The sequence below is a fragment of the Nocardioides bigeumensis genome (assembly GCF_039531755.1).
Taxonomy (GTDB): Bacteria; Actinomycetota; Actinomycetes; order Propionibacteriales; family Nocardioidaceae; genus Nocardioides; species Nocardioides bigeumensis.
The window spans coordinates 275,217-294,157 of sequence record NZ_BAAAQQ010000013.1; the positions used below are offsets into that span (position 1 = coordinate 275,217).

17 protein-coding genes and 1 tRNA gene are annotated in these 18,941 nt (G+C 71.8%); 7 read left to right on the plus strand and 11 right to left on the minus strand.

Features of this window, described 5'->3' with window-relative positions:
- Positions 1 to 79 precede the first annotated feature (79 nt).
- From ABD295_RS15620 to ABD295_RS15630, 3 genes are all read right to left on the minus strand, one after another.
- Positions 80 to 859: a 3'(2'),5'-bisphosphate nucleotidase CysQ gene (locus ABD295_RS15620; RefSeq protein ID WP_344304717.1), complete on the minus strand. Its 780-nt coding sequence runs from the start codon at positions 857 to 859 to the stop codon at positions 80 to 82.
- Positions 860 to 868: 9 nt separating this feature from the next.
- The gene (gene pth, locus ABD295_RS15625; protein ID WP_344305456.1) at positions 869 to 1,477 is read right to left on the minus strand and encodes an aminoacyl-tRNA hydrolase; all 609 of its coding nucleotides are present in this window, start codon (positions 1,475 to 1,477) and stop codon (positions 869 to 871) included.
- Positions 1,478 to 1,560: 83 nt separating this feature from the next.
- Positions 1,561 to 2,256 (minus strand): 50S ribosomal protein L25/general stress protein Ctc, encoded by a 696-nt coding sequence (locus ABD295_RS15630; RefSeq protein WP_344304718.1) that lies wholly within the window; start codon positions 2,254 to 2,256, stop codon positions 1,561 to 1,563.
- A 289-nt stretch (positions 2,257 to 2,545) separates the two neighbouring features.
- Here ABD295_RS15630 and pepN point away from each other — a divergent pair, with 289 nt between their 5' ends.
- Positions 2,546 to 4,930, plus strand: coding sequence for an aminopeptidase N (gene pepN, locus ABD295_RS15635; RefSeq protein WP_344304719.1), 2,385 nt, complete (start codon positions 2,546 to 2,548; stop codon positions 4,928 to 4,930).
- Positions 4,931 to 4,947: 17 nt separating this feature from the next.
- Here the strand turns inward: pepN and ABD295_RS15640 are convergent, their stop codons facing one another.
- From ABD295_RS15640 to ABD295_RS15650, 3 genes are all read right to left on the minus strand, one after another.
- Entirely contained in the window at positions 4,948 to 5,952 is a 1,005-nt protein-coding gene (locus tag ABD295_RS15640; RefSeq protein ID WP_344304720.1) for a ribose-phosphate diphosphokinase, read from the minus strand.
- Positions 5,953 to 5,955: 3 nt separating this feature from the next.
- Positions 5,956 to 7,434, minus strand: a complete 1,479-nt coding sequence (glmU, locus tag ABD295_RS15645; protein ID WP_344304721.1) for a bifunctional UDP-N-acetylglucosamine diphosphorylase/glucosamine-1-phosphate N-acetyltransferase GlmU — start codon at positions 7,432 to 7,434, stop codon at positions 5,956 to 5,958.
- 142 nt (positions 7,435 to 7,576) lie between these two features.
- Positions 7,577 to 7,658 (minus strand) — tRNA-Gln (locus tag ABD295_RS15650).
- Positions 7,659 to 7,768: 110 nt separating this feature from the next.
- Here ABD295_RS15650 and ABD295_RS15655 point away from each other — a divergent pair.
- The 4 genes from ABD295_RS15655 to ABD295_RS15670 all read left to right on the plus strand — a co-directional run bounded on the left by ABD295_RS15655 (position 7,769) and on the right by ABD295_RS15670 (position 13,134).
- Positions 7,769 to 8,884 carry an ATP-dependent DNA ligase gene (locus ABD295_RS15655; RefSeq protein ID WP_344304723.1) on the plus strand — a complete coding sequence of 372 codons (1,116 nt, stop codon included), beginning with the start codon at positions 7,769 to 7,771 and terminating at the stop codon, positions 8,882 to 8,884.
- Between the two features lie 67 nt (positions 8,885 to 8,951).
- Entirely contained in the window at positions 8,952 to 9,512 is a 561-nt protein-coding gene (locus ABD295_RS15660) for a hypothetical protein (protein ID WP_344304724.1), read from the plus strand.
- A gap of 24 nt (positions 9,513 to 9,536) precedes the next feature.
- On the plus strand, positions 9,537 to 10,436 hold the full coding sequence (locus ABD295_RS15665) for a hypothetical protein (RefSeq protein WP_344304725.1): 900 nt from the start codon (positions 9,537 to 9,539) through the stop codon (positions 10,434 to 10,436).
- Between the two features lie 10 nt (positions 10,437 to 10,446).
- A complete protein-coding gene (locus ABD295_RS15670; protein WP_344304726.1) occupies positions 10,447 to 13,134 on the plus strand; it encodes a stealth conserved region 3 domain-containing protein in 2,688 nt (895 codons plus the stop codon).
- 27 nt (positions 13,135 to 13,161) lie between these two features.
- Here the strand turns inward: ABD295_RS15670 and ABD295_RS15675 are convergent, their stop codons facing one another.
- Genes ABD295_RS15675 through ABD295_RS15690 form a run of 4 tightly spaced genes read right to left on the minus strand, consistent with a single transcriptional unit; the run spans position 13,162 to position 16,702 of the window.
- Entirely contained in the window at positions 13,162 to 14,232 is a 1,071-nt protein-coding gene (locus tag ABD295_RS15675; RefSeq protein ID WP_344304727.1) for a hypothetical protein, read from the minus strand.
- Between the two features lie 20 nt (positions 14,233 to 14,252).
- Entirely contained in the window at positions 14,253 to 15,011 is a 759-nt protein-coding gene (locus tag ABD295_RS15680) for a hypothetical protein (RefSeq protein WP_344304728.1), read from the minus strand.
- 9 nt (positions 15,012 to 15,020) lie between these two features.
- Positions 15,021 to 15,557: a mycothiol transferase gene (locus tag ABD295_RS15685; RefSeq protein ID WP_344304729.1), complete on the minus strand. Its 537-nt coding sequence runs from the start codon at positions 15,555 to 15,557 to the stop codon at positions 15,021 to 15,023.
- Between the two features lie 59 nt (positions 15,558 to 15,616).
- On the minus strand, positions 15,617 to 16,702 hold the full coding sequence (locus ABD295_RS15690) for a DNA polymerase domain-containing protein (protein ID WP_344304730.1): 1,086 nt from the start codon (positions 16,700 to 16,702) through the stop codon (positions 15,617 to 15,619).
- A gap of 17 nt (positions 16,703 to 16,719) precedes the next feature.
- On the opposite strand from ABD295_RS15690, the gene ABD295_RS15695 reads away from it, so the two are divergent.
- A complete protein-coding gene (locus ABD295_RS15695) occupies positions 16,720 to 17,409 on the plus strand; it encodes a hypothetical protein (RefSeq protein WP_344304731.1) in 690 nt (229 codons plus the stop codon).
- A 48-nt stretch (positions 17,410 to 17,457) separates the two neighbouring features.
- Positions 17,458 to 17,880, plus strand: a complete 423-nt coding sequence (gene msrB, locus ABD295_RS15700; RefSeq protein WP_344304732.1) for a peptide-methionine (R)-S-oxide reductase MsrB — start codon at positions 17,458 to 17,460, stop codon at positions 17,878 to 17,880.
- 134 nt (positions 17,881 to 18,014) lie between these two features.
- Here msrB and ABD295_RS15705 read toward each other — a convergent pair whose 3' ends face one another.
- On the minus strand, positions 18,015 to 18,920 hold the full coding sequence (locus ABD295_RS15705) for a hypothetical protein (protein WP_344304733.1): 906 nt from the start codon (positions 18,918 to 18,920) through the stop codon (positions 18,015 to 18,017).
- Positions 18,921 to 18,941: the final 21 nt, after the last annotated feature.

Here is an 18,941-nt window from a genome sequence, read left to right on the forward strand (position 1 = left end):
ATGCGGCTCACCGGGCTTCGAGACGTCCTGTTCGCGCTCATCGACCTGGCCGGGCCCACGCCGATCCCTCGCCTCGGGATCAGCTGCCCGTCACACCGTGCTCCCGCACGAACGCCACGATGCGTTCAGCCAGCTCGACGCGGCAGACGATGAGGTCGGGCAGCGAGACGTCGTCCTGGTTGTAGCGGAGCGGTGAGCCGTCGACCCGCGAGCAGTAGAGGCCGGCCGCCCGGGCGACCACGACGGGCGCAGCGTTGTCCCACTCGTACTGGCCACCGGCGTGCACGTAGGCGTCGCTGACGTCGCGCACGACCGACATGACCTTGACGCCGGCGCTGCCCATCGGCACCAGCTCGGCGCCCAGCTCCTCGGCGAGCGCCTCGACGAAGGCAGGCGGCCGGGTGCGGGAGACGGCGATGCGAGGGCGAGCAGCCGTCGAGGGGGCGACGTACGGCGGGTCGGCGGTCGAGAAGGTCTCCCCGATCGCCGGCTGGGCCACGGCCCCCGCGGTCAGGTCGCCGCGGGACCAGAGTGCGACGTGGACCGCCCAGTCGTCCCGCGGCGGCTCGGAGAACTCACGCGTGCCGTCGAGAGGGTCGACGATCCAGACCCGCTCGGCCTCGAGCCGGCGCTTGTCGTCCTTGCCCTCCTCCGACAGGACGGCGTCGCCCGGACGGTGCTCCGCGAGCAGCTGCATGAGCAGGTCGTGCGCGGCGCGGTCACCGGCGTCCTTGAGCTCGCGACCGGTGAGTCCCTCTTCACGCACCTCGAGGAGGCGGCGGCCGGCTGCGTCGGCCAGCCAGGCGGCGAGGACGTGGTCGTCGGCGTTCTCAGGCGGGGCCCCGGGCTCGAAAGTCACGACTCGAACCTAGCGGGAGGCGTTGTTGAACTTCTGCTGGGCCCGCTCGAGGCCGTCGACCAGCAGCGACTCGACGGCGTCTGCGCCGTCGTACACCTGGAACGGCACGTCCTTGCGCTCGGTCGTCGAGTAGTTGGACAGCACGAAGTCGCTGACGTCCTGACGACCGGGCGGACGGCCGATGCCGATGCGCACGCGGTAGAAGTCGCCCGTGCCGAGCGCACCGCGCAACGAGCGCAGGCCGTTGTGGCCGTTGTCGCCGCCGCCGAGCTTGACCCGCATCGTGCCGAACGGCAGGTCGAGCTCGTCGTGGACGACGACGAGGTGGTCCGGCTCGACCTTGTAGAAGGTCATCAGCGCCTTCACCGGGCCGCCGGTCTCGTTCATGTAGGAGCGGGGGCGCCCCAGCACGATGCGCGGCCCGTCGGTGCCCGGAGCGCCGAGCCGGCCCTCGACGACGTCGGCCCGCCCGGTCTTGTGGGCCCGCCAGGTGGCGCCGCCCTGACCATCGAGCCGGTCGGCGAGCTCGTCGGCGACGAGGTAGCCGACGTTGTGCCGGTGCCCGGCGTACGACGCGCCGGGGTTGCCGAGGCCGACGACCAACCAGACCTCGCTCATGTCCTCACGATCCCAGGCGAGCGGGTGCCCGTCGGCCGGGGGTGGCCCCAGGAGCCACTCCCTCAGCCGTCGGAGCACCTGCGTCACTCCTGGTCGGAGCCCTCGGCCGACGCGTCGCCGGAGTCGCCCTCGCCCTCGGCGGCCTCGGCGGCTTCGGCCTTCTCCTCGTCGGACTCGTCGCGCTCGATGCCGAGCTCGGCCTCGGTCTCGGCGAGCTCCGCCTCGACGTCCTCCTGCGACTGCATCTGGGTGATGTTGACGATGAGCGTGTCGGGGTCGACCAGCAGGGTCGTGCCCTCGGGGAGGACCAGGTCGGACGCGTGGATCTGCGTGCCGATCGCGGCGCCCTGGATGTCGATCTCGATGTATTCGGGGATGTGCGTGGCCTCGGCCTCGACCTGGACGGTGGTGTTCTCGGTGACGACCAGCGTCTCGGGGGCGGCGTCGCCGGAGAGGTGGACGGGGACGTCGACGGTGACCTTCTCGCCGAGGCGGACCGCGACGAAGTCGATGTGCTCGAGGACCCGGCGGATCGGGTCGACCTGCACCTCACGGGCCAGCGCGAGCTGGTTGCCGCCGTCGAACTGGAGGTCGAGCACCGCGTTGGAACCGCCGTGCTTGAGGGCCATCATCGTGTCGTGGCCCGGGAGGGTCAGGTGGATCGGGTCGTTGCCGTGGCCGTAGACCACGGCGGGGATCTTGTCCTCGCGGCGGATGCGGCGGGCGGCGCCCTTGCCGAACTCGGTGCGCTTCTCGGCGGTGATCTTCTCGGCGGCCATGCCGGTTCTCCTCAGGGCTGGTGGTGGATCTGGCTTCGGGGCCCCGACGATCAGCGTGAAAGCACGAGAGCCGCACCGGACGACGGCGCGGCTCAAGGAACCGGCCCAGTCGATCACGGAGTTGGTGGCTCCCTCGCCGAGGCAACTGCAACAGTCTAGGGGCGCGCCGACACCGAGGGCCAATCGCCGGACGACGGGTCTCGCGACCGGCTGCGCCTTGCCTTGAGGAGGTTGCGCGGCAACCGTCTCGAAGCGACCTCCTCGACACCGGTGGGTAGGTTCGTTGCTCGTGTCGCTGACCCTCGCCGAAGCCCGCGTCCGAGCCGCCCTCCTCCACGACGTCTCCTACGTCCTCGACCTCGACATCACCGATGCCGACAGCTTCGCGGTGCGGGCGGAGGTGACGTTCTCCTGCCGGGAGCCCGGCGCCGAGACGTTCCTGGAGCTGGCGCACGCGCTGGAGCTGCGGGTCGACGGTGCGGAGCCGGAGTACGACGGCAACCGCATCCGCCTGACCGACCTGCAGGCGACGCAGACGATCCTCGTCGAGGCGCGGCTGCCGTACGTCACGGACGGCGACGGGATGCACACCTTCACCGACCCGGCAGACGGCGAGACCTACCGGTCGGCGTACTGCAGCATCGACATCGCCCACCTCGTCTACCCCTGCTTCGACCAGAACGACCTGAAGGCGTCGATCACCCTGCGGGTGACTGCTCCCGAGGCCTGGACGGTGCTCGCGAACAGCCGCGTCGTCTCCAGCGAGAACGGCCGGTGGGAGTTCGCCACCACGCCGCCGCTGCCGCCGGCGATGTTCGCGATGTGCGGCGGCCCCTGGGCGTCGGTGACCTGGGAGCACGCCGGCCTGCCCTTCGGATGGCACGCGAGGGCGTCCTTGCGCGAGCAGCTCGAGCGCGACGCCGACGACCTCAGGCGGGTGACGGAGGCGTGCTTCGACCACTACGCCGAAGTCTTCACCGAGCCGTTCCCCTTCGACTCGTACGACCAGGCGATGGTGCCCGGCCACAACTGGGGCGCGATGGAGACACCGGGCTGCGTGACCTACCGCGACGAGATGCTCCCGCTGAGCCCGCTGACGCAGCCCGAACGACGGGCGCGCTCGATGGTGATCGCCCACGAGATGGCGCACATGTGGTTCGGGGACCTGGTGACCATGACGTGGTGGGAGGACACCTGGCTGCAGGAGTCCTTCGCGGACTACCTCGGTTTCCGCGTCGCCCAGGAGGCCGGGGTCGAGGCGCCGTGGGTCGACTTCACGATCGCCCGCAAGCCGTACGCGTACCTCGCCGATGCCCGCCGCTCGACGCACCCCGTCGCCCCGAGGGCCGAGGACGTCCCCGACGTGGACGCGGCGTCGGGCAACTTCGACGCGCTGTCCTACGCCAAGGGCAACTCCTGCCTGCGCCAGCTGGTGACCTGGATCGGCGAGGACGCCTTCTACACCGGCGTGAACGCCTACCTGTCTCGCCACAAGTGGGGCAACACCGTGCTCGACGACTTCGTCGACGCCCTCGACGAGGCCACCCCGGACCGTGACGTGCGCGCGTGGGCGCAGGCATGGCTGCGCACCACCGGCTTCGACACCATCACCGCGACGAGGGACGGCGACGGGCCCGGGTCGGAGGTCGTGCTGACCCGCGAGGGCAGCCGGCCCCACACGCTCCGGGTCACGTCGTACGACGACAGCTGGGTGGAGCTCGGCTCGGTGTTCGTCGACCTCGCCGACGAGCCGGTCCGCGTGCCGGGCGCCGCCGTGGTGGTGCCGAACGCGCACGGCGAGACCTACGCGCGGGTCCGCCTCGACGACGTGTCGTGGGCCGCCGTGTCGCAGGGGCTTGCCGAGATCCCGGACCCCGACGCCCGCGCGCTCCTCTGGGCCACCGCCGTCGACCTGGCCTGGGCGGGTGAGCTGCCCATGGACGACTTCCTCGCCCTCGTCGAGCGGCACCTGCCTGCCGAGACCCACCCGGCCGTCGCCCACAACGTCCCGACCTGGGCGGGCGGCAAGCTGCTCACCACACTGGTGCCGGCCGAGGCGGTGACGGGTGTGCGGGCTCGGCTCTCGACGACCTACGCGACGGCGCTGGAGCAGGACCCCCACCCCGACGTCGCCGCCGTGCTGACCCGTCATCTCGCCGCCGTCGACTCCGACCAGCCACGGCTCCGGGGCTTCGCCGCGACCGACGACGCGTCGTTGCGCTGGACCGCCCTGAAGCGGCTGGCCTCGCTCGGGGCGCTCGATGCCGACGACATCGAGCGCGAGCGCGCGGCCGACGGCACGATCGTGGCCGAGCTCGGTGCGGCTCGCGCGCTGGCCGCCCGGCCCGACCCACAGGCGAAGGCCGACGCGTGGACCCGCATCGTCGAGAACCCCAAGATCTCCAACCGTGAGGTGCAGGCGATCGCGCAGGGACTCTGGGACCCCGAACGGACCGACCTCGTGGCGACGTACGTCGACCGCTACCTCGCCGAGACGCCGCGCCTGGCCGTCGCACGTGGCTCGGCCTTCGCCGAGCTGATGGGCAAGCACGTCTTCCCGACCGTGCCGCTCACCGAGGGGCAGGTCGCTGCCCTCAGGACCGCCCTCGCGGGCGACCTCCCCACGATCCTGCGCCGTGCCTGGGAGGACGCGCTCGACGACGTCGCCGGATGAGACGAGCCGCGAGGCGCCTATGCCTGGCCGTCGAACATCTTCGTGACGGAGCCGTCCTCGAAGACCTCGCGGATCGCCTGTGACAGCAGCGGTGAGATCGACAGGCAGGTGAGCTTGTCGAAGCGCTGCTCGTCGGTGAGAGGCAGCGTGTTGGTGACGACGACCTCGACAGCCGGGCTGTTCTTGAGCCGGTCGACCGCGGGGCCGCTGAGGATCGGGTGCGTCGCGGCGATGATGACGCCCTTGGCGCCGTCCTTCATGAGGGCCTCGGCGGCCGCGACGATCGTTCCGCCGGTGTCGATCATGTCGTCGACCAGGACGCACATCTTGCCCTTGACCAGACCGACGACCCTGTTGGCGACCGCCTCGTTGGGGCGGTCGGTGCTCCTGGTCTTGTGGATGAAGGCCAGGGGGGCGCCGCCGAGGCGGGCCGACCAACGCTCGGCGACCTTGATCCGGCCGGCGTCCGGGGAGACGACGGCGAGCTCCTGGTCGCCGTACTTGTCACGAACGTGCGACGCCAGGATCGGCAGCGCCATCAGGTGGTCGACCGGGCCGTCGAAGAAGCCCTGGATCTGGTCGGCATGCAGGTCGACGACGATCAGCCGGTCGGCGCCGGCGGTCTTGAAGAGGTCGGCCATGAGCCGCGCGGAGATCGGCTCGCGGCCGCGGTGCTTCTTGTCCTGCCGGGCATAGCCGTAGAACGGCATCACCACGGTGATGCGCTTGGCGCTGGCGCGCTTGAGGGCGTCGACCATGATCAGGTGCTCGACGATCCACTCGTTGATCGGGGCGGTGTGGCTCTGGATCACGAAGGCGTCGCAACCGCGCACCGACTCCTCGTAGCGGACGTAGATCTCGGAGTTGGCGAACTGGTACGCCGTGGTCGGGACGAGCCCGATCTCGAGAGCGGCGGCGACCTCGTCGGCCAGCTCGGGGTGCGCCCGGCCGCTGAAGACCATGAGGTGCTTCTTGGTGGTCTTCTTGGACTTCCTGCCCGCGGACTTCTGTGCGTCACCCACAGGTCAGGATCCTCCCGCACCCGGGTCGGTCGGCCCAAGCCCGGGGTCGGTTGTCTCACGGGTGACCTGCTCGCGCTCCAGCTTGGCGGCGCGCCGCTCGGCGTGCCCCTCGAGGTTGCGCTGGGTGGCGGCGGAGACGGCGAGCGCCCCGTCGGGCACGTCCTTGCGGACCACTGTGCCGCCGCCCGTCATGGCTTGGTCGCCGATCCGCACCGGCGCCACGAAGGTGTTGTTGGAGCCGGTCCTGGCGCCCTTGCCGACGGTCGTGCGGTGCTTCTTGACCCCGTCGTAGTTGGCGAAGATGGTGCCGGCGCCGATGTTGGTGCCCTCGCCGATGTCCGCGTCGCCGACGTACGACAGGTGCGGGACCTTGGCGTCGTCGGCGATCACAGCGTTCTTGGTCTCGACGAAGGTGCCGATCTTGCCGCGGGCGCCGAGCTGGGTGCCGGGCCTGAGGTAGGAGAACGGTCCGACCGTCGCGTCCGGCCCGATCACGGCGAGCTCTCCGTGCGTGCGCACCACCCTCGCTCCGGGCCCGATCTCGCAGTCCTTGAGGGTGGTGTCGGGGCCGATCACCGCGTCCTCGCCGACCACGGTGGCGCCGAGCAGCTGCGTGCCGGGCAGGATCGTGACGTCGGGGCTGAGCACGACGTCGGCCTCGATCCACGTCGTCGCCGGGTCCATCACCGTGACGCCCTCGCGCATCCACCGGTCGACGATGCGGCGGTTGAGCTCGCGGCCCAGGGCGGCCAGCTGCGCCCGGTCGTTGACGCCCTCGGTCTGCATCACGTCGTCGATGACGTGGGCCCCGACGGTCAGGCCGGCGTCGCGGGCGACCTGGACGGCGTCGGTGAGGTAGTACTCGCCCTTGGCGTTGTCGTTGCCGATGCGCGGCAGCGCCTCGCGCAGGAACGCCGCGTCGAAGGCGAGGATCCCGCTGTTGATCTCGGCGATCTCGCGCTGCTCCGGCGTCGCGTCCTTCTCCTCCACGATCGCCTCGACGTCCCCGTCGGCGTCGCGCACGATGCGTCCGTAGCCGAACGGGTCCGCGACGATCCCGGACAGCACGCTGACCGCACGCTGCGCCGCGTCGTGCTCGGCCGCGAACGCCTTGAGCGCTGCGCCCTGGAGCAGCGGAGTGTCCGCGGTGACGACCAGGACGGTGCCGTCCTCGAGGGTGCCGAGCGACTCGATGGCCACCCGGACGGCGTACGCCGTGCCGTAGGCCACCGAAGGACCGCCCGGCGTGGAGACGGGCTGGTGGGCCAGCGAGGTGTCGGGGTACGTCTTCGAGACGTGTGCGGCGACCTGCTCGCCCTGGGTGCCGACCACGGTGACCACACGGGTCGGCCCGACCTCGTGCACGGCGTGCAGCACGTGGTCGAGAAGAGTCCGTCCTCCGATGCGGTGCAGCACCTTCACCGTCTTCGACTTCATCCGGGTGCCGCCACCGGCCGCCAGGACAATCACGGTCAACGACATCTGGAGATCCCTTCGACGGGGGCTGAGCGCCGCCCGGGTAGGTCTCGACCCTAACCGGTGGCGAGCAGCGCTCCGTAAGCCGTCGGGGTCACCCGGACGGCGTGATCTGTCAGTCGCCGTCGACAGGATAGTGGCGCGCTGATGGCTCCCCGGGTAGGAGTCGAACCTACGTCGCTAGTCCTGATTCAAAGTCAGGCGGGCCCTGCCGGCAGACCAACCGGGGAAAGTCGCGTCACAGCCTAGAGCTTGCGGGGACGTCGTACGGAGGGAGCCTTCTACGGCCGCCTATGGCTCCGTCCGTGCGACGTCCCCGGGCACGGCTAACCTCGCCAGCATGGACCTGCCTGTGATGCCGCCGGTGCTGCCGATGCTGGCGAAGGCGGTGAAGGGGATCCCGGATGCTGCCCAGATCGCGAAGCACGGCGGGCTGTCGTTCGAGCCGAAGTGGGACGGGTTCCGGTGCCTGGTCTTCAAGGACGGCGACGAGGTCGAGCTGGCCAGCCGCAACACCAAGCCGCTGACGCGCTACTTCCCCGAGGTCGCCGCGGCCGCGCGCGAGCAGCTGCCCGAGCGCTGCGTGCTCGACGGCGAGCTGTTCGTCGCGCTGCCGACCGACGCGGGCGGCGGCAAGCTGGAGTTCGAGACCCTGCAGGAGCGGATCCACCCGGCGGAGAGCCGCATCAACATGCTGGCGGAGAAGACCCCGGCCGGGTTCGTTGCGTTCGACCTGCTCGCGCTCGGCGACACGTCGTACCTCGACAAGCCCTTCACGGAGCGGCGGGCCGCGTTGGAGGAGGCGCTCGCGCACCTCAAGGGCGGGGACGGACCCTGCCACCTGACCCGCACCACGACCGACCCGACCGAGGCCGCGCAGTGGTTCGAGCAGTTCGAGGGCGCCGGTCTCGACGGCGTGATCGCCAAGCCGCTGGGGGCGACGTACCAGCCCAACGCCCGGACGATGCTCAAGATCAAGCACGAGCGCACCGCCGACGTCGTGGTGGCGGGCTACCGCGACCACAAGACCTCCACCCCCGACAAACCCCTGCTCGGCAGCCTGCTGCTGGGGTTGTACGCCGACGGCGAGCTGCAGCACATCGGCGTCAGCGCAAGCTTCACCGCGCAGCGCCGGGCCGAGCTGTGGCAGGAGCTGCAGGAGCTCGTGGTCCCGATCGAGGACCACCCGTGGGGCCGGTGGCAGGAGTTCCTGACCGCCAACCCCGACCGGGTGCCGGGCACGCAGAGCCGGTGGAGCCAGGGCAAGGACCTCTCCTTCACGCCGCTGCGACCCGAGAGGGTGGTCGAGGTCGGCTACGACCACATGGAGGGGCGGCGGTTCCGGCACACCGCGCAGTTCAAGCGCTGGCGGCCCGACCGCGACCCTGAGTCGTGCGGCTACGAGCAGCTCGAGGAGGTCGTGTCCTACGACCTCAACACCGTCCTGGGGGGATGAGTCAGCTGACCGGATCTCCGTGAGCCCGTGGGCGCTGGCCGAGCAGCGGCGGGGATAGGCTGGCCGCGTGACTGACGGCGACGCATCGGCTGACGAGACCTACCACGTCGTGCTCCTGGTGGAGCAGGCCCTGACCGACGTCGACGCGCGCCAGGTGCGCTCACTGCACGAAGGGCTCGACCAGCCCGTCGTCTACCACGTGCTCCTCCCGATGGAGGATGCCGCGGCCCGCATCGAGGCTTCGATGGGCACCCTCGCCGCCGGCGAGGTGCTGGCCGCGCCGGCGATGACCATGAGCGACGTCGACCTCGCGGCCGTGCGCGAGGACTGCGAGGAGCGCTCTCGCGAGGACCTCGAGTCGACCCTGACGGCGCTGCGCGCTGCTGGTGTCGAGGCGACCGGCCAGGTCGTCGAGGGGCACCCGATCGACGCGCTGGCGCAGGTCGTGTCGCAGGTCGACGGCCGCGAGGCGATCATCCTGACCCGGCCGCACGTCGTGGCCGAGTTCTTCCACGTCGACTGGACGTCCAAGGCCCGCCGCGCCATCGGTGTCCCGGTCCTGCACCTGCTCGAGCACGAGAGCTTCGACGAGCAGGCGGGCGGCGGCGAGGGCGTGACCGGCCTCTAGGCGGTCGCGCCTGCCGACAACGCCATGGGTCTCCGAAACAGGCTGGGCAACAGGCTGGGCAACAGGCTGGGCGAGAAGCTGGGCGAGCGCGCCCGCGCCGTCATGTCGAGCGACGGTGCCGAGGCGGTGACGACGCCCGCGCGTCCAGCCGGGCCGACCGCGGTCTACGCGCGCGTCCTCGACGGGGACAGCCTGTGGCTGGCGGTCACCGGCACCGACGAGCGGGCCGCGCTCCGGCACGAGGAGACCGGCCAGGTCGTCGAGCCCGACAACGACGCGCCCGCCGACCCCGCCGCGGCGTCGTACCGCTGGCACCTGCCCTCCGCCCTTCCCGACCTCGCCGAGGGCCAGGACCACGACGTCTTCCAGCTGGTCACCCTCCCCTCCGGCGCCACGCTCCGCGCCGACCCCCTGCCCGCCGTGGCGCCGATGCGCACGCCGCCGACCCGCGACGGCCGTTGGCAGCTCGACGTACGCCGCCGCGAGAGCGGCGCGCTCGTCGTCCGGCGCGAACGGCGCGACCCGGTGGCGGAGGTCGCGGGGGTCGACCTCGTCGACCAAGGGCTGCTGCTCACCTTCACCGATCCCGGCCTGGCCGACCCTCGCCTGTTGCTGTCCGGCGCCGATGGAGTCGTCCGCCACGAGGCCGAGGTGAGAGCCGCCGAGGGCACACTGACCGCCGTGCTGGTGCCGGAGGCGGTGCCGGACGAGCTCGAGACGGAGTGGTTCGTCTCCGTCGGCGACAGCAGCCGGCTCGTGCCGCTCGTCCGCGCACGCAACGACACGGCCCGGCCCGGCTTCGCGACCGTGCTCCCCATCCTCTGGACCGACGACCAGGGCGAGCGCCGCACGGTGCGGTTGAGATACCTCCCCGACGGCCGGCTGCGCGCCCATCGGCCGGCGGACGAGGGCGAGCTCTCGTGAGGGGCCCGTGGTGAGGGTCGGTTTCCTCGTCTTCAACCTGGCCGGCCCGGGAGGCACGTCGCGATCGGCCATCACCCAGGCCAACGCGCTGGCCGCCCGGGGGCACGACGTCCAGATGGTGAGCGTCACCCGCAGCGCCGACCGCCCGACCTACGACATCGACCCGCGCGTGCGCACGGAGTTCCTGGTCGACGTGCGCGACGGTCACCGGACCGATCCCGAGCTGCACCGGCGCCCGTCGCTGCTCGTGCCTCCTCGCTGGGACCCGCAGTTCTCGGCCGTGTGCGACGTCGCGCTCGAGGAGCGGCTGCCGCGGCTCGCCCCCGACGTCCTCGTCACCGTGACGCCGAGCCTGCTCGCGGCTGCCGAGCAGCTCGTCGACGACCGCGTCGTCCTGGTGCACCAGGAGCACCGGTCGTCCTCCGACCGGGTGGCCGGGCTCGAGCCCCTGCTGACGTACGGCGCCCGCGCCGACGTCGTCGCGCTGCTCACCGAGAGCGCGGCGGCCTGGCTGGCCGAGCAGCTCGGCGACGCCGCGCCCCGGCTCGTGGTGCTGCCCAACCCGCTCCCTCAGGGCTACGTCCCGCGCTCCCGGCTGGACGACCCGGTGATCGTCACCGCGGGGCGCCTGGTCGGGGAGAAGCAGTTCGGGCACCTGGTGCGCGCCTTCGCCCGGATCGCACCCCTGGTGCCCGACTGGCGGCTGCGGATCTTCGGCGACGGACCCCAGCGCGGTCAGCTGCAGGCACTCACCCGCAAGGCGGGACTCTTCGACCGCGTGGAGCTGCCGGGCACGACCCACGACCTGGCCGGCGAGTGGGCCAAGGCGTCGGTGGCGGCCCTGTGCTCGAGGGCCGAGGGCTACCCGCTCGTGCTCCAGGAAGCCATGGCGGCCGGGGTGCCGGCCGTCAGCTATGACTGCCCGTCAGGACCACGGGAGATCATCGACCACGAGGTGAACGGCCTGCTCGTGGTGCCCGGCTCCGAGGAGCACCTGGCGGCGACGCTGCTCCGGGTCGCCACCGACGACGACCTGCGCCGTCGGCTCGGCGAGGGGGCGGTCGCCACCGCCGCGTCGTGGGAGGCCGACGGGCTCGCCCAGCAGTGGGAGCAGGTCTTCGCGGAGGCCGTCGCGGCCCGGCCCAAGGGAGCGGGTCGCCTGGCGGCGCGGGTCTCGGCAGGCTCGACCACCCAAGGCGCGCGCCCAGATGTCGGGGGGACCGACGGGCCCGGCGACTGGGGTCACGCCACCCCCGCGCAGGCACGGCGACAGGTGCTCGCCCTGGCCACGAGCGTCGCGGACGACGTCACCGACGAGTGGTTCGTGGTGCCCGGGGTCGCCGGGGCCGCACCCGTCGTCGTGGTGCCCCTCGCTGCCCGCGCGGCCTACCTCCGCGCGCTCGCCACGGCCGCGCCGCCGGCGTACCTCGGCCTGCGCGACCCCGGCGACCACGGCTGGCCCGAGCGTCGTGGTCCGGTGGCCGAGCTGGCGCAGGCACTGCTGCGCGCCATGACGCCGAGGATCGTGCTCGAGCCGTGGCCGACGTCCGGCGGCAGCGCCTCGTTGCTGGGCCAGGGCTGCGCGGTCGAGGTGCAGTTCTGGGCCGAAGGGCTGGGCGGTGACCTGGTTGCGCCGGAGCCGAACGCCTACGTCACCCGGGCCGCCCGCGGCTCGGCGACCGCGAAGCGCCGCGTGGAGGGCCTCGACCTGCCGTCGCTGCCGCTGATGACGCTGCCGACCCTCGCCGAGACGAGCGTCGAGGTCGACGTCGTCTACACCTGGGTCGACGGCGGCGACCCCTCCTGGGCCGAGCGCCAGCAACAGCGGTTGGCGGACTGGGCCGGGCAGTCGGGCGCCGCCGCCTCCCGGGCGTCGAGTGGCCGCGCCCGGTTCGAGAGCCGCGACGAGCTGCGCTACTCGCTGCGCAGCCTGCATCTCTTCGCCCCGTGGGTACGCCGCGTGCACATCGTGACCGACCGGCAGGTCCCGCCGTGGCTGGACGCCGAGCACCCCCAGATCCACGTCGTCGACCACAGCGAGATCCTTCCCGCGGACGCGCTGTCGACCTTCAACTCGCACTCCATCGAGACCGCCCTGCACCGGATCCCCGGCCTCGCCGAGCACTTCGTCTACTTCAACGACGACATGTTGCTCGGCCGGCCGCTCGGCCCCGAGCGGTTCTTCGACGCGGCGGGCCGTTTCGCCGTCTTCACCGCGCAGCACCTCGTCGGCCTCGGAGAGCCGGGCGGTCAGCCGGCGTACATCACCGCCGCCCTGCGCAACCGGTGGCTGCTCCAGGAGGCGTTCGGCATCGCGGTGACCCGGCACCTGGTGCACGCGCCGTACCCCCAGCGCGTCTCCGTGCTCGCCGAGGTCGCCGAGCGGTTCGCCGACGACGTCGAGGCCACCGCGCGGGCGCCCTTCCGGTCCGAGACCGACGTGTCGATGGTGTCGTCCCTCGCGCCGTTCTACGGCTTGATGACGGGGGCGGCCTACGAGGCGGCCCTGGAGAGCACGTTCATCGACCTGGCCACCACCAACGTCGGGCTGGTGCTCGAGCAGGCCTTGCAGCGGCGCCAGGACGCGGTCTGCATCGGCGACCACCACGACTACGCGATGGAGATGGCCAAGGTCGACCGGCTCGTCGCCGACTTCTTCGAGCGCTACCTGCCCATCGCCGGGCCGTGGGAACGCTGACTCTGCGGCTCCCCGGGTCGGTCGCGACTAGCGACGGCGCAGCCGACCCACCAACCGCTGGAAGGCGGGCTGCCAGCTGGGCCGCCCGTCGACCGGGTCCTGGGTCCGGGAGCGCTCGAGCTTGCTCTTGAGCTCCTCGATGCGGGCGTTCTTCTGGTCGAGCTTGGCGCGCAGCTCGCGGCGTACGGCGACGACCTGCGCGGTCCGCTCGTCCTGGGCCATCGCGGCGGCGAACTCGTAGAGGTCGACGTACGCCGCCCGCAACCGCTCGAGCTCGGCCACGGCGGCCTCGTCGTGCGGGCTGTCGACGAGCACGGTGACGGCGTCCCAGGTCTGCTGCGCCAGGTCGCGCAGCTCGGGGCGCACCGCGATGTCGTCCCAGGTGACCTGGGAGCGGAACAGGCCGGGGTCGATGAAGTCGTCGACCGGGTGGTGCTCACCGCTGCTGAGGTCGGCGTTGTAGGTCAACCCCAGCTGCGTGCCGGCGCGGCCCATCGCCTCGCGCCAGTCGGTGCGGAGGTCGGTGTAGCGGACCCAGGCGCGCGCGTGGTGGCGGGTGACCCGTTCGGTCTCGAAGACGGAGTTCATCCACGCCGCGACGTTGGTGGTCTCGCGCTCGCGGCGGAACTGCTCGCTCTGCCCGGCGAGGTACGCCGTGTCGCGCGAGCGGACGACCTCGGTCGGGTGCCGCAGCATGGTCAGCGAGGTGAGCTCGGCGCCCAGCTCGTCGGCGAGGCGGACGAACATCTCGTAGACCCAGTAGGCCCGGGTGTCCTTGAGCGCCACCTGCTCGTGCGGCAGCAGGTCGCGCAACCACTCGCGGAGCTGGTCCTCGATGTCGGTGTCCGCGAGCGCGTCCATCGCCACCTGAGGCGCGGTCGGTCGCGAGTCGATGGTGCGCACCGGGATGGGGTCCATGAAGTCCTTGAGGAGCGCCGCGAGCCAGGCGGGCTCGTAGTAGCCGCGCGGGTTCTTGTCGTCCGCCTCCACCTCGGGCTGCGGGATGTGCAGCCCGAGTCGCTTGAGGGTGCCGCCGACGCTGCTCGTACCGCTGCGTCCGGAGCCGGTGATCACGACCCACTTCGGCTTCGCTTCCACGGGGGCGAGGCTACCGGTGCTCAGAGGAGCGACTGGACCTCGACCCGGTCTGCTCGGCGGGCCTTCTTGTCCGACACCGTGCACGCGATCTCGACGACGTCCGACTCGTCGACGCTGCCGCCGCAGGAACCCTCGGCGACCACCCGATCGCCGCGGTAGAAGGTCAGCTCGAAGGCGATCGCGTCGAACGCGGAGGTGCCGACGGCGGTGCCGCGCATGTCCTGGATCAGCGGAAGGCCCTGCAGCACCTCGACCGACCAGCCGCTCTCGACCGCCACGTCACCGACGAGGAAGCCCTCACCCGGTGCCACCGTGACCGTCTCCTGCACCGCGGGCGGCTCGTAGGTCTCGATCTCGTCGAGCACGTCCTGGCCGGCGTTGTAGACCGCCATCCCGAAGACCGTGCACCCGCCACACGTCAGGAGCAGGATCGCGCCGATCACGATCGCGACGATCTTGCCGGTGTTGGACTTCTGGGGGAGAGGCGGGATGTAGGGGCCGCCGTACCCGCCCGGTCCGCCGTAGGGGTGACTGCCGGGTGGCCCCGGAGGCTGCTGTCCTGCGCCGTACGGCAGTCCGGCAGCCGTGGGTGGCACCTGCGGCTGACCCGGAATCGAGTGCGTGGGCGGCAGCTGCTCGCTGGGGGGCGCGGGCTGGCTGTTCGGCCAGGAGGCACCGGCCTGGCCGTAGGGCGGCGGCTCGGGAGGCAGAGGCGGCGGGCCGGCTTCGCCGTACGGCGGCGGCTGACCGCCGGGCTGCTCCCCCGACTCGTCTGGCACGGCCGCAGCCTACGCGCCGAGCTCGACCACGATGTCGAGATGACCCGCGTGGCGGGCGTACTCCGCGAGCACGTGGAAGCAGATCCATTCCAGGGTCGGCGGGTCGTCGGCGAAGCGGCCGCCCGGCGCGGAGACGGCGTCCAGCGGGTGCGAGCGCAGCACCTCGCGGGTGCGCTCCGCGATCGCCGCCAGCCGGTCGGCGAGCTGCTCGGCGGTCACGTCGTCGGGCACGTGCCAGCGCCCTCGGGCCTCGGCGTCCCACGGCTCGTCGACGGTCCAGTCGCCCCACGGCTCGGCCACCGGCTCCCCGAGGAAGCCCCACACGAACCAGCGCTGCTCCATGTGCAGCACGTGGCTGAGCAGCTCGATCGGCGTCCAGCCCGACGGCACCCTCGGCGTACGACGAGCCTCGTCGTCGAGCGCCAGCACGGCCTCGACGATGTTCGCGCGGACCCAGTCGAGGTAGCCGATCCAGCGTTCGGCGCCGGCCTCGCCCTGCTTGGCCGGCTCGCCGGGATCACGGCCGACGCGGTTGTCCTCGGTCACCGCTCGAGGCTAGCGAGGTCGAGTGCGCTGGTGGGCGTGGTCGCCGCCGGGTTGCGCACTCAGCTGTCAGGTCGCCGGTTGCCCTGCTCGTCCCAGTGCGCCTCGACCTTCTTGGACGGCTGCACGCGCGGGGGTTCGCCCGGCATCTTGGGGTAGTCGGGCGGGTAGGGCATCTCGCCGAGCCCCGACTCGTCGTACAGCCGCAGCAGCGGCTCGATCGAGCACGCCACGTCGTCGATGGTGGCCCACGGGTCACCGTCGGCGAGCCGGTCCGGGACACTGAAGAGGTTGAACTCCGCCGGGCTCGTGAGCGTCGCCAGCTCTGCCCACGTCATCGGTGTCGAGACGGGGGCGCCGGGGATCGGGCGCAGGGAGTACGCCGACGCGATGGTGCGGTCGCGGCAGTTCTGGTTGAAGTCGACGAAGATGCGCTCACCGCGCTCCTCCTTCCACCACTTGGTCGTGACCCCGTCGTCGCGCTTCTCCAGCTCGCGGCCGAAGCCGATCGCGGCGTGGCGGACGTCGACGAACTCCCACTCCGGCTTGATGCGGACGTAGATGTGCACGCCGCGGTTGCCCGACGTCTTGGGGAAGCCGACCAGCCCCAGCTCCTCGAGCAGCTCGCGAGCCACCCCGGCGACGCGCACCGCATCGGTGAAGGTCGTGCCGGGCTGCGGGTCGAGGTCGATCCGGAGCTCGTCGGGACGGTCGACGTCGTCGCGGCGCACCGGCCAGGGGTGAAAGGTCAGCGTGCCCATGTGCGCGCACCACACCGGGACCGCGATCTCCGTGGGGCAGATCTCGTCGGCCGTGCGTCCCGACGGGAAGGTGACCTCGATCGACTCGAGGTAGTCGGGAGCACCCTTGGGCACCCGCTTCTGGTAGAACGCGTCGGCCTTCTCCCCGGGTCGTCCGGTGGCCAGCTTGATCTCGGGACGTACGCCGGCGGGCCAGCGCTCCAGCGCGGTCGGCCGGTCGCGCAGCGCCCGCATCAGCCCGTCGCCGACGGACGCGAAGTACTCCGCCACCATCAGCTTGGTGACCTCGGGCGTCCGGTCGGTCGCCTCGTAGATCACCCGATCCGGGCTCGACACCCGGACGGCGCGGTCCCCGGCGACCACCTCTGCTGCGGAAGGCTTCGGCATGCTGTCAAAGTAGCTGGATGGACCCCCGGTTGGTCGCCGCCGTGGAGACCAGCCGCCGCTGGTACGACGACGTGTGCGCGGTCCACGAGGTGCCGGTGTGGTGCGACGACCGCCTCTGGGTCGCGCTGGCCGCGGTCCCGGCGTACCACTCGACCGTCAAGACGCTGACCCCTGACGTGGGTCGCGACGCCGTGCTGGCCGCCATGGAGCGGCACCCTGTGGGCGGTGTGGCCGACTCCTTCGGCACCCTCGACCTGTCGGCGGACGGGTACACCCTGCTCCTGGACGCGACCTGGCTGCACCACGAGGGATTCGACGACGCCGTGTGGCCCGAGGGCTGGTCCGTCGTGCGCGAGGAGGCGCTGCTGGCCGCCTGGGCCGAGGCCCACGACTACGTCGACGTGCTGGTGCCGGCCGTCCTCGCCCATGGCGGGTTCCGGGTCCTGGCGCGGGTCGCCGACGGCGTACCCGTCGCCGGCGCCGTCATCCACGACGCCGGACCGGTCGCCGGTCTCTCCAACGGGTGGTCCTCCCGCGGGCCGGTGACCGCCCTCGACCACGCGGAGCTGCTCGCGTGCCCCGCCGTGCTGCACCCTGGCAGGCCGGTCACCGCCTACGCGTGGGGCGACGAGCTCGACGCGATGCTCGACGCGGGCTACCAGCCGCTCGGGGCCCAACGGGTCTGGGTGCGGAACGTCATCCAATAGTCACAACGGGCCATGGGCCGGTCTTGGGTGCGCGACTACCGTTGAGACATGGGTTACGAGGTGGAGAAGTCAGACGAGGAGTGGCGCCAGACGCTCACTCCCGAGGAGTACGCCGTCCTGCGGCAGGCCGGCACCGAGCGCGCGTTCACCGGCAAGTTCACCGACACCGAGACCGTCGGCGTCTACCGCTGCAAGGCCTGCCAGTCCAAGCTCTTCGAGTCCGACACGAAGTTCCACTCCGGCTGCGGCTGGCCGTCGTTCTACCAGCCGATCACTGACACGATCGACTACATCGAGGACAGCTCGCACGGCATGAAGCGGGTCGAGGTCCGCTGCGCCAACTGCGGCTCGCACCTCGGGCACGTCTTCCCCGACGGCTACGGCACCCCGACCGGTGACCGCTACTGCATCAACTCGATCAGCCTGACGCTCGAGCCCGCCGACGAGGGCGCGCCGGTCGAGAAGGGCTGACGGGTCTCGCGGCGTCTCACGGGGGCAACTTCCGCGCAATTGCGCAGTTGTTGCCCTCCCGGGGCGTCTCACGGGGACAACTTCCGCGCAATTGCGTAGTTACGGCCCCCTGAGAGACGGCGGACGCCGGACGCTCAGCCCACGGGCTGGAGGACCGACCGCATCGCGACCAGACCCTCGCCGTACGTCGCGTCGGCCCACGACTGGAGCGTGCCGTCGTCCCAGACCACGTCGACGACCAGCTTGTCGAGCTGGGGGCCGCTGCTGAGCAGTCCCGGCAGCCCGGTCAGGCCGTCCTGGATCTCGACGAGCTCGGCCTCGGTGTGCTCGGCCACCGTGACGCAGAGCGGCCCGCCCCAGACCTCACGCAGGGCCTTCTCGGCCCCCTCGGGGTCGTCGGTGACCAGGACGTTGACGATGGTCGCGCTGGCGTCGTCCGGCTTGTCGGCGTTCATGTCGAGGAAGGACCCGGCGTAGTTCGGCAGCTGGGCGGCCGCGGCGTAGACCGCGTCCTGGTCCTCGAAGCCGACCTTCGACTCGTCCACGACGGCCCAGCCGCCAGCGGGCTCCTCGCACGTCGTGACGAACGGGTTGTCGGCCGGCATCGGGTCGTAGAGCGCCGACGACATCGGCTCCTGGGTCACCTCGAAGGTCTTGCCGTCGTAGGCGCCCGTGACCGCATAGCTGCCCCAGCGGACGGTGCCCGACGCCTCCGAGGTGTCCTTCACCGGCTTCCAGTCCCAGTTGGTGATCGGGATGCCGCTGCACTGCGGCGGGTAGGACTCGGCGACGGCACCCAGGCAGAGCTGCGGGTCCTCGCCCTGGCCGAGGTCCATGACGGTGCCGACGCCGACGACGTCGGAGGTGGGCGGCGGCACGCTGGTGGGCATCTCCCCCGCGGAAGCCCCGGAACCGGCGCCACCCGACCCCGCTGGATCGGTGGCGGTGTCGCCGTCGTCGGACGACCCGGAGCATGCTGACAGCAGACCCAGCGCCAGCACGAGCAGCGGCGCGGCAACAGTGGCACGGAGGCGTGTCATGGGGGTGAGACGGGCGGTCGC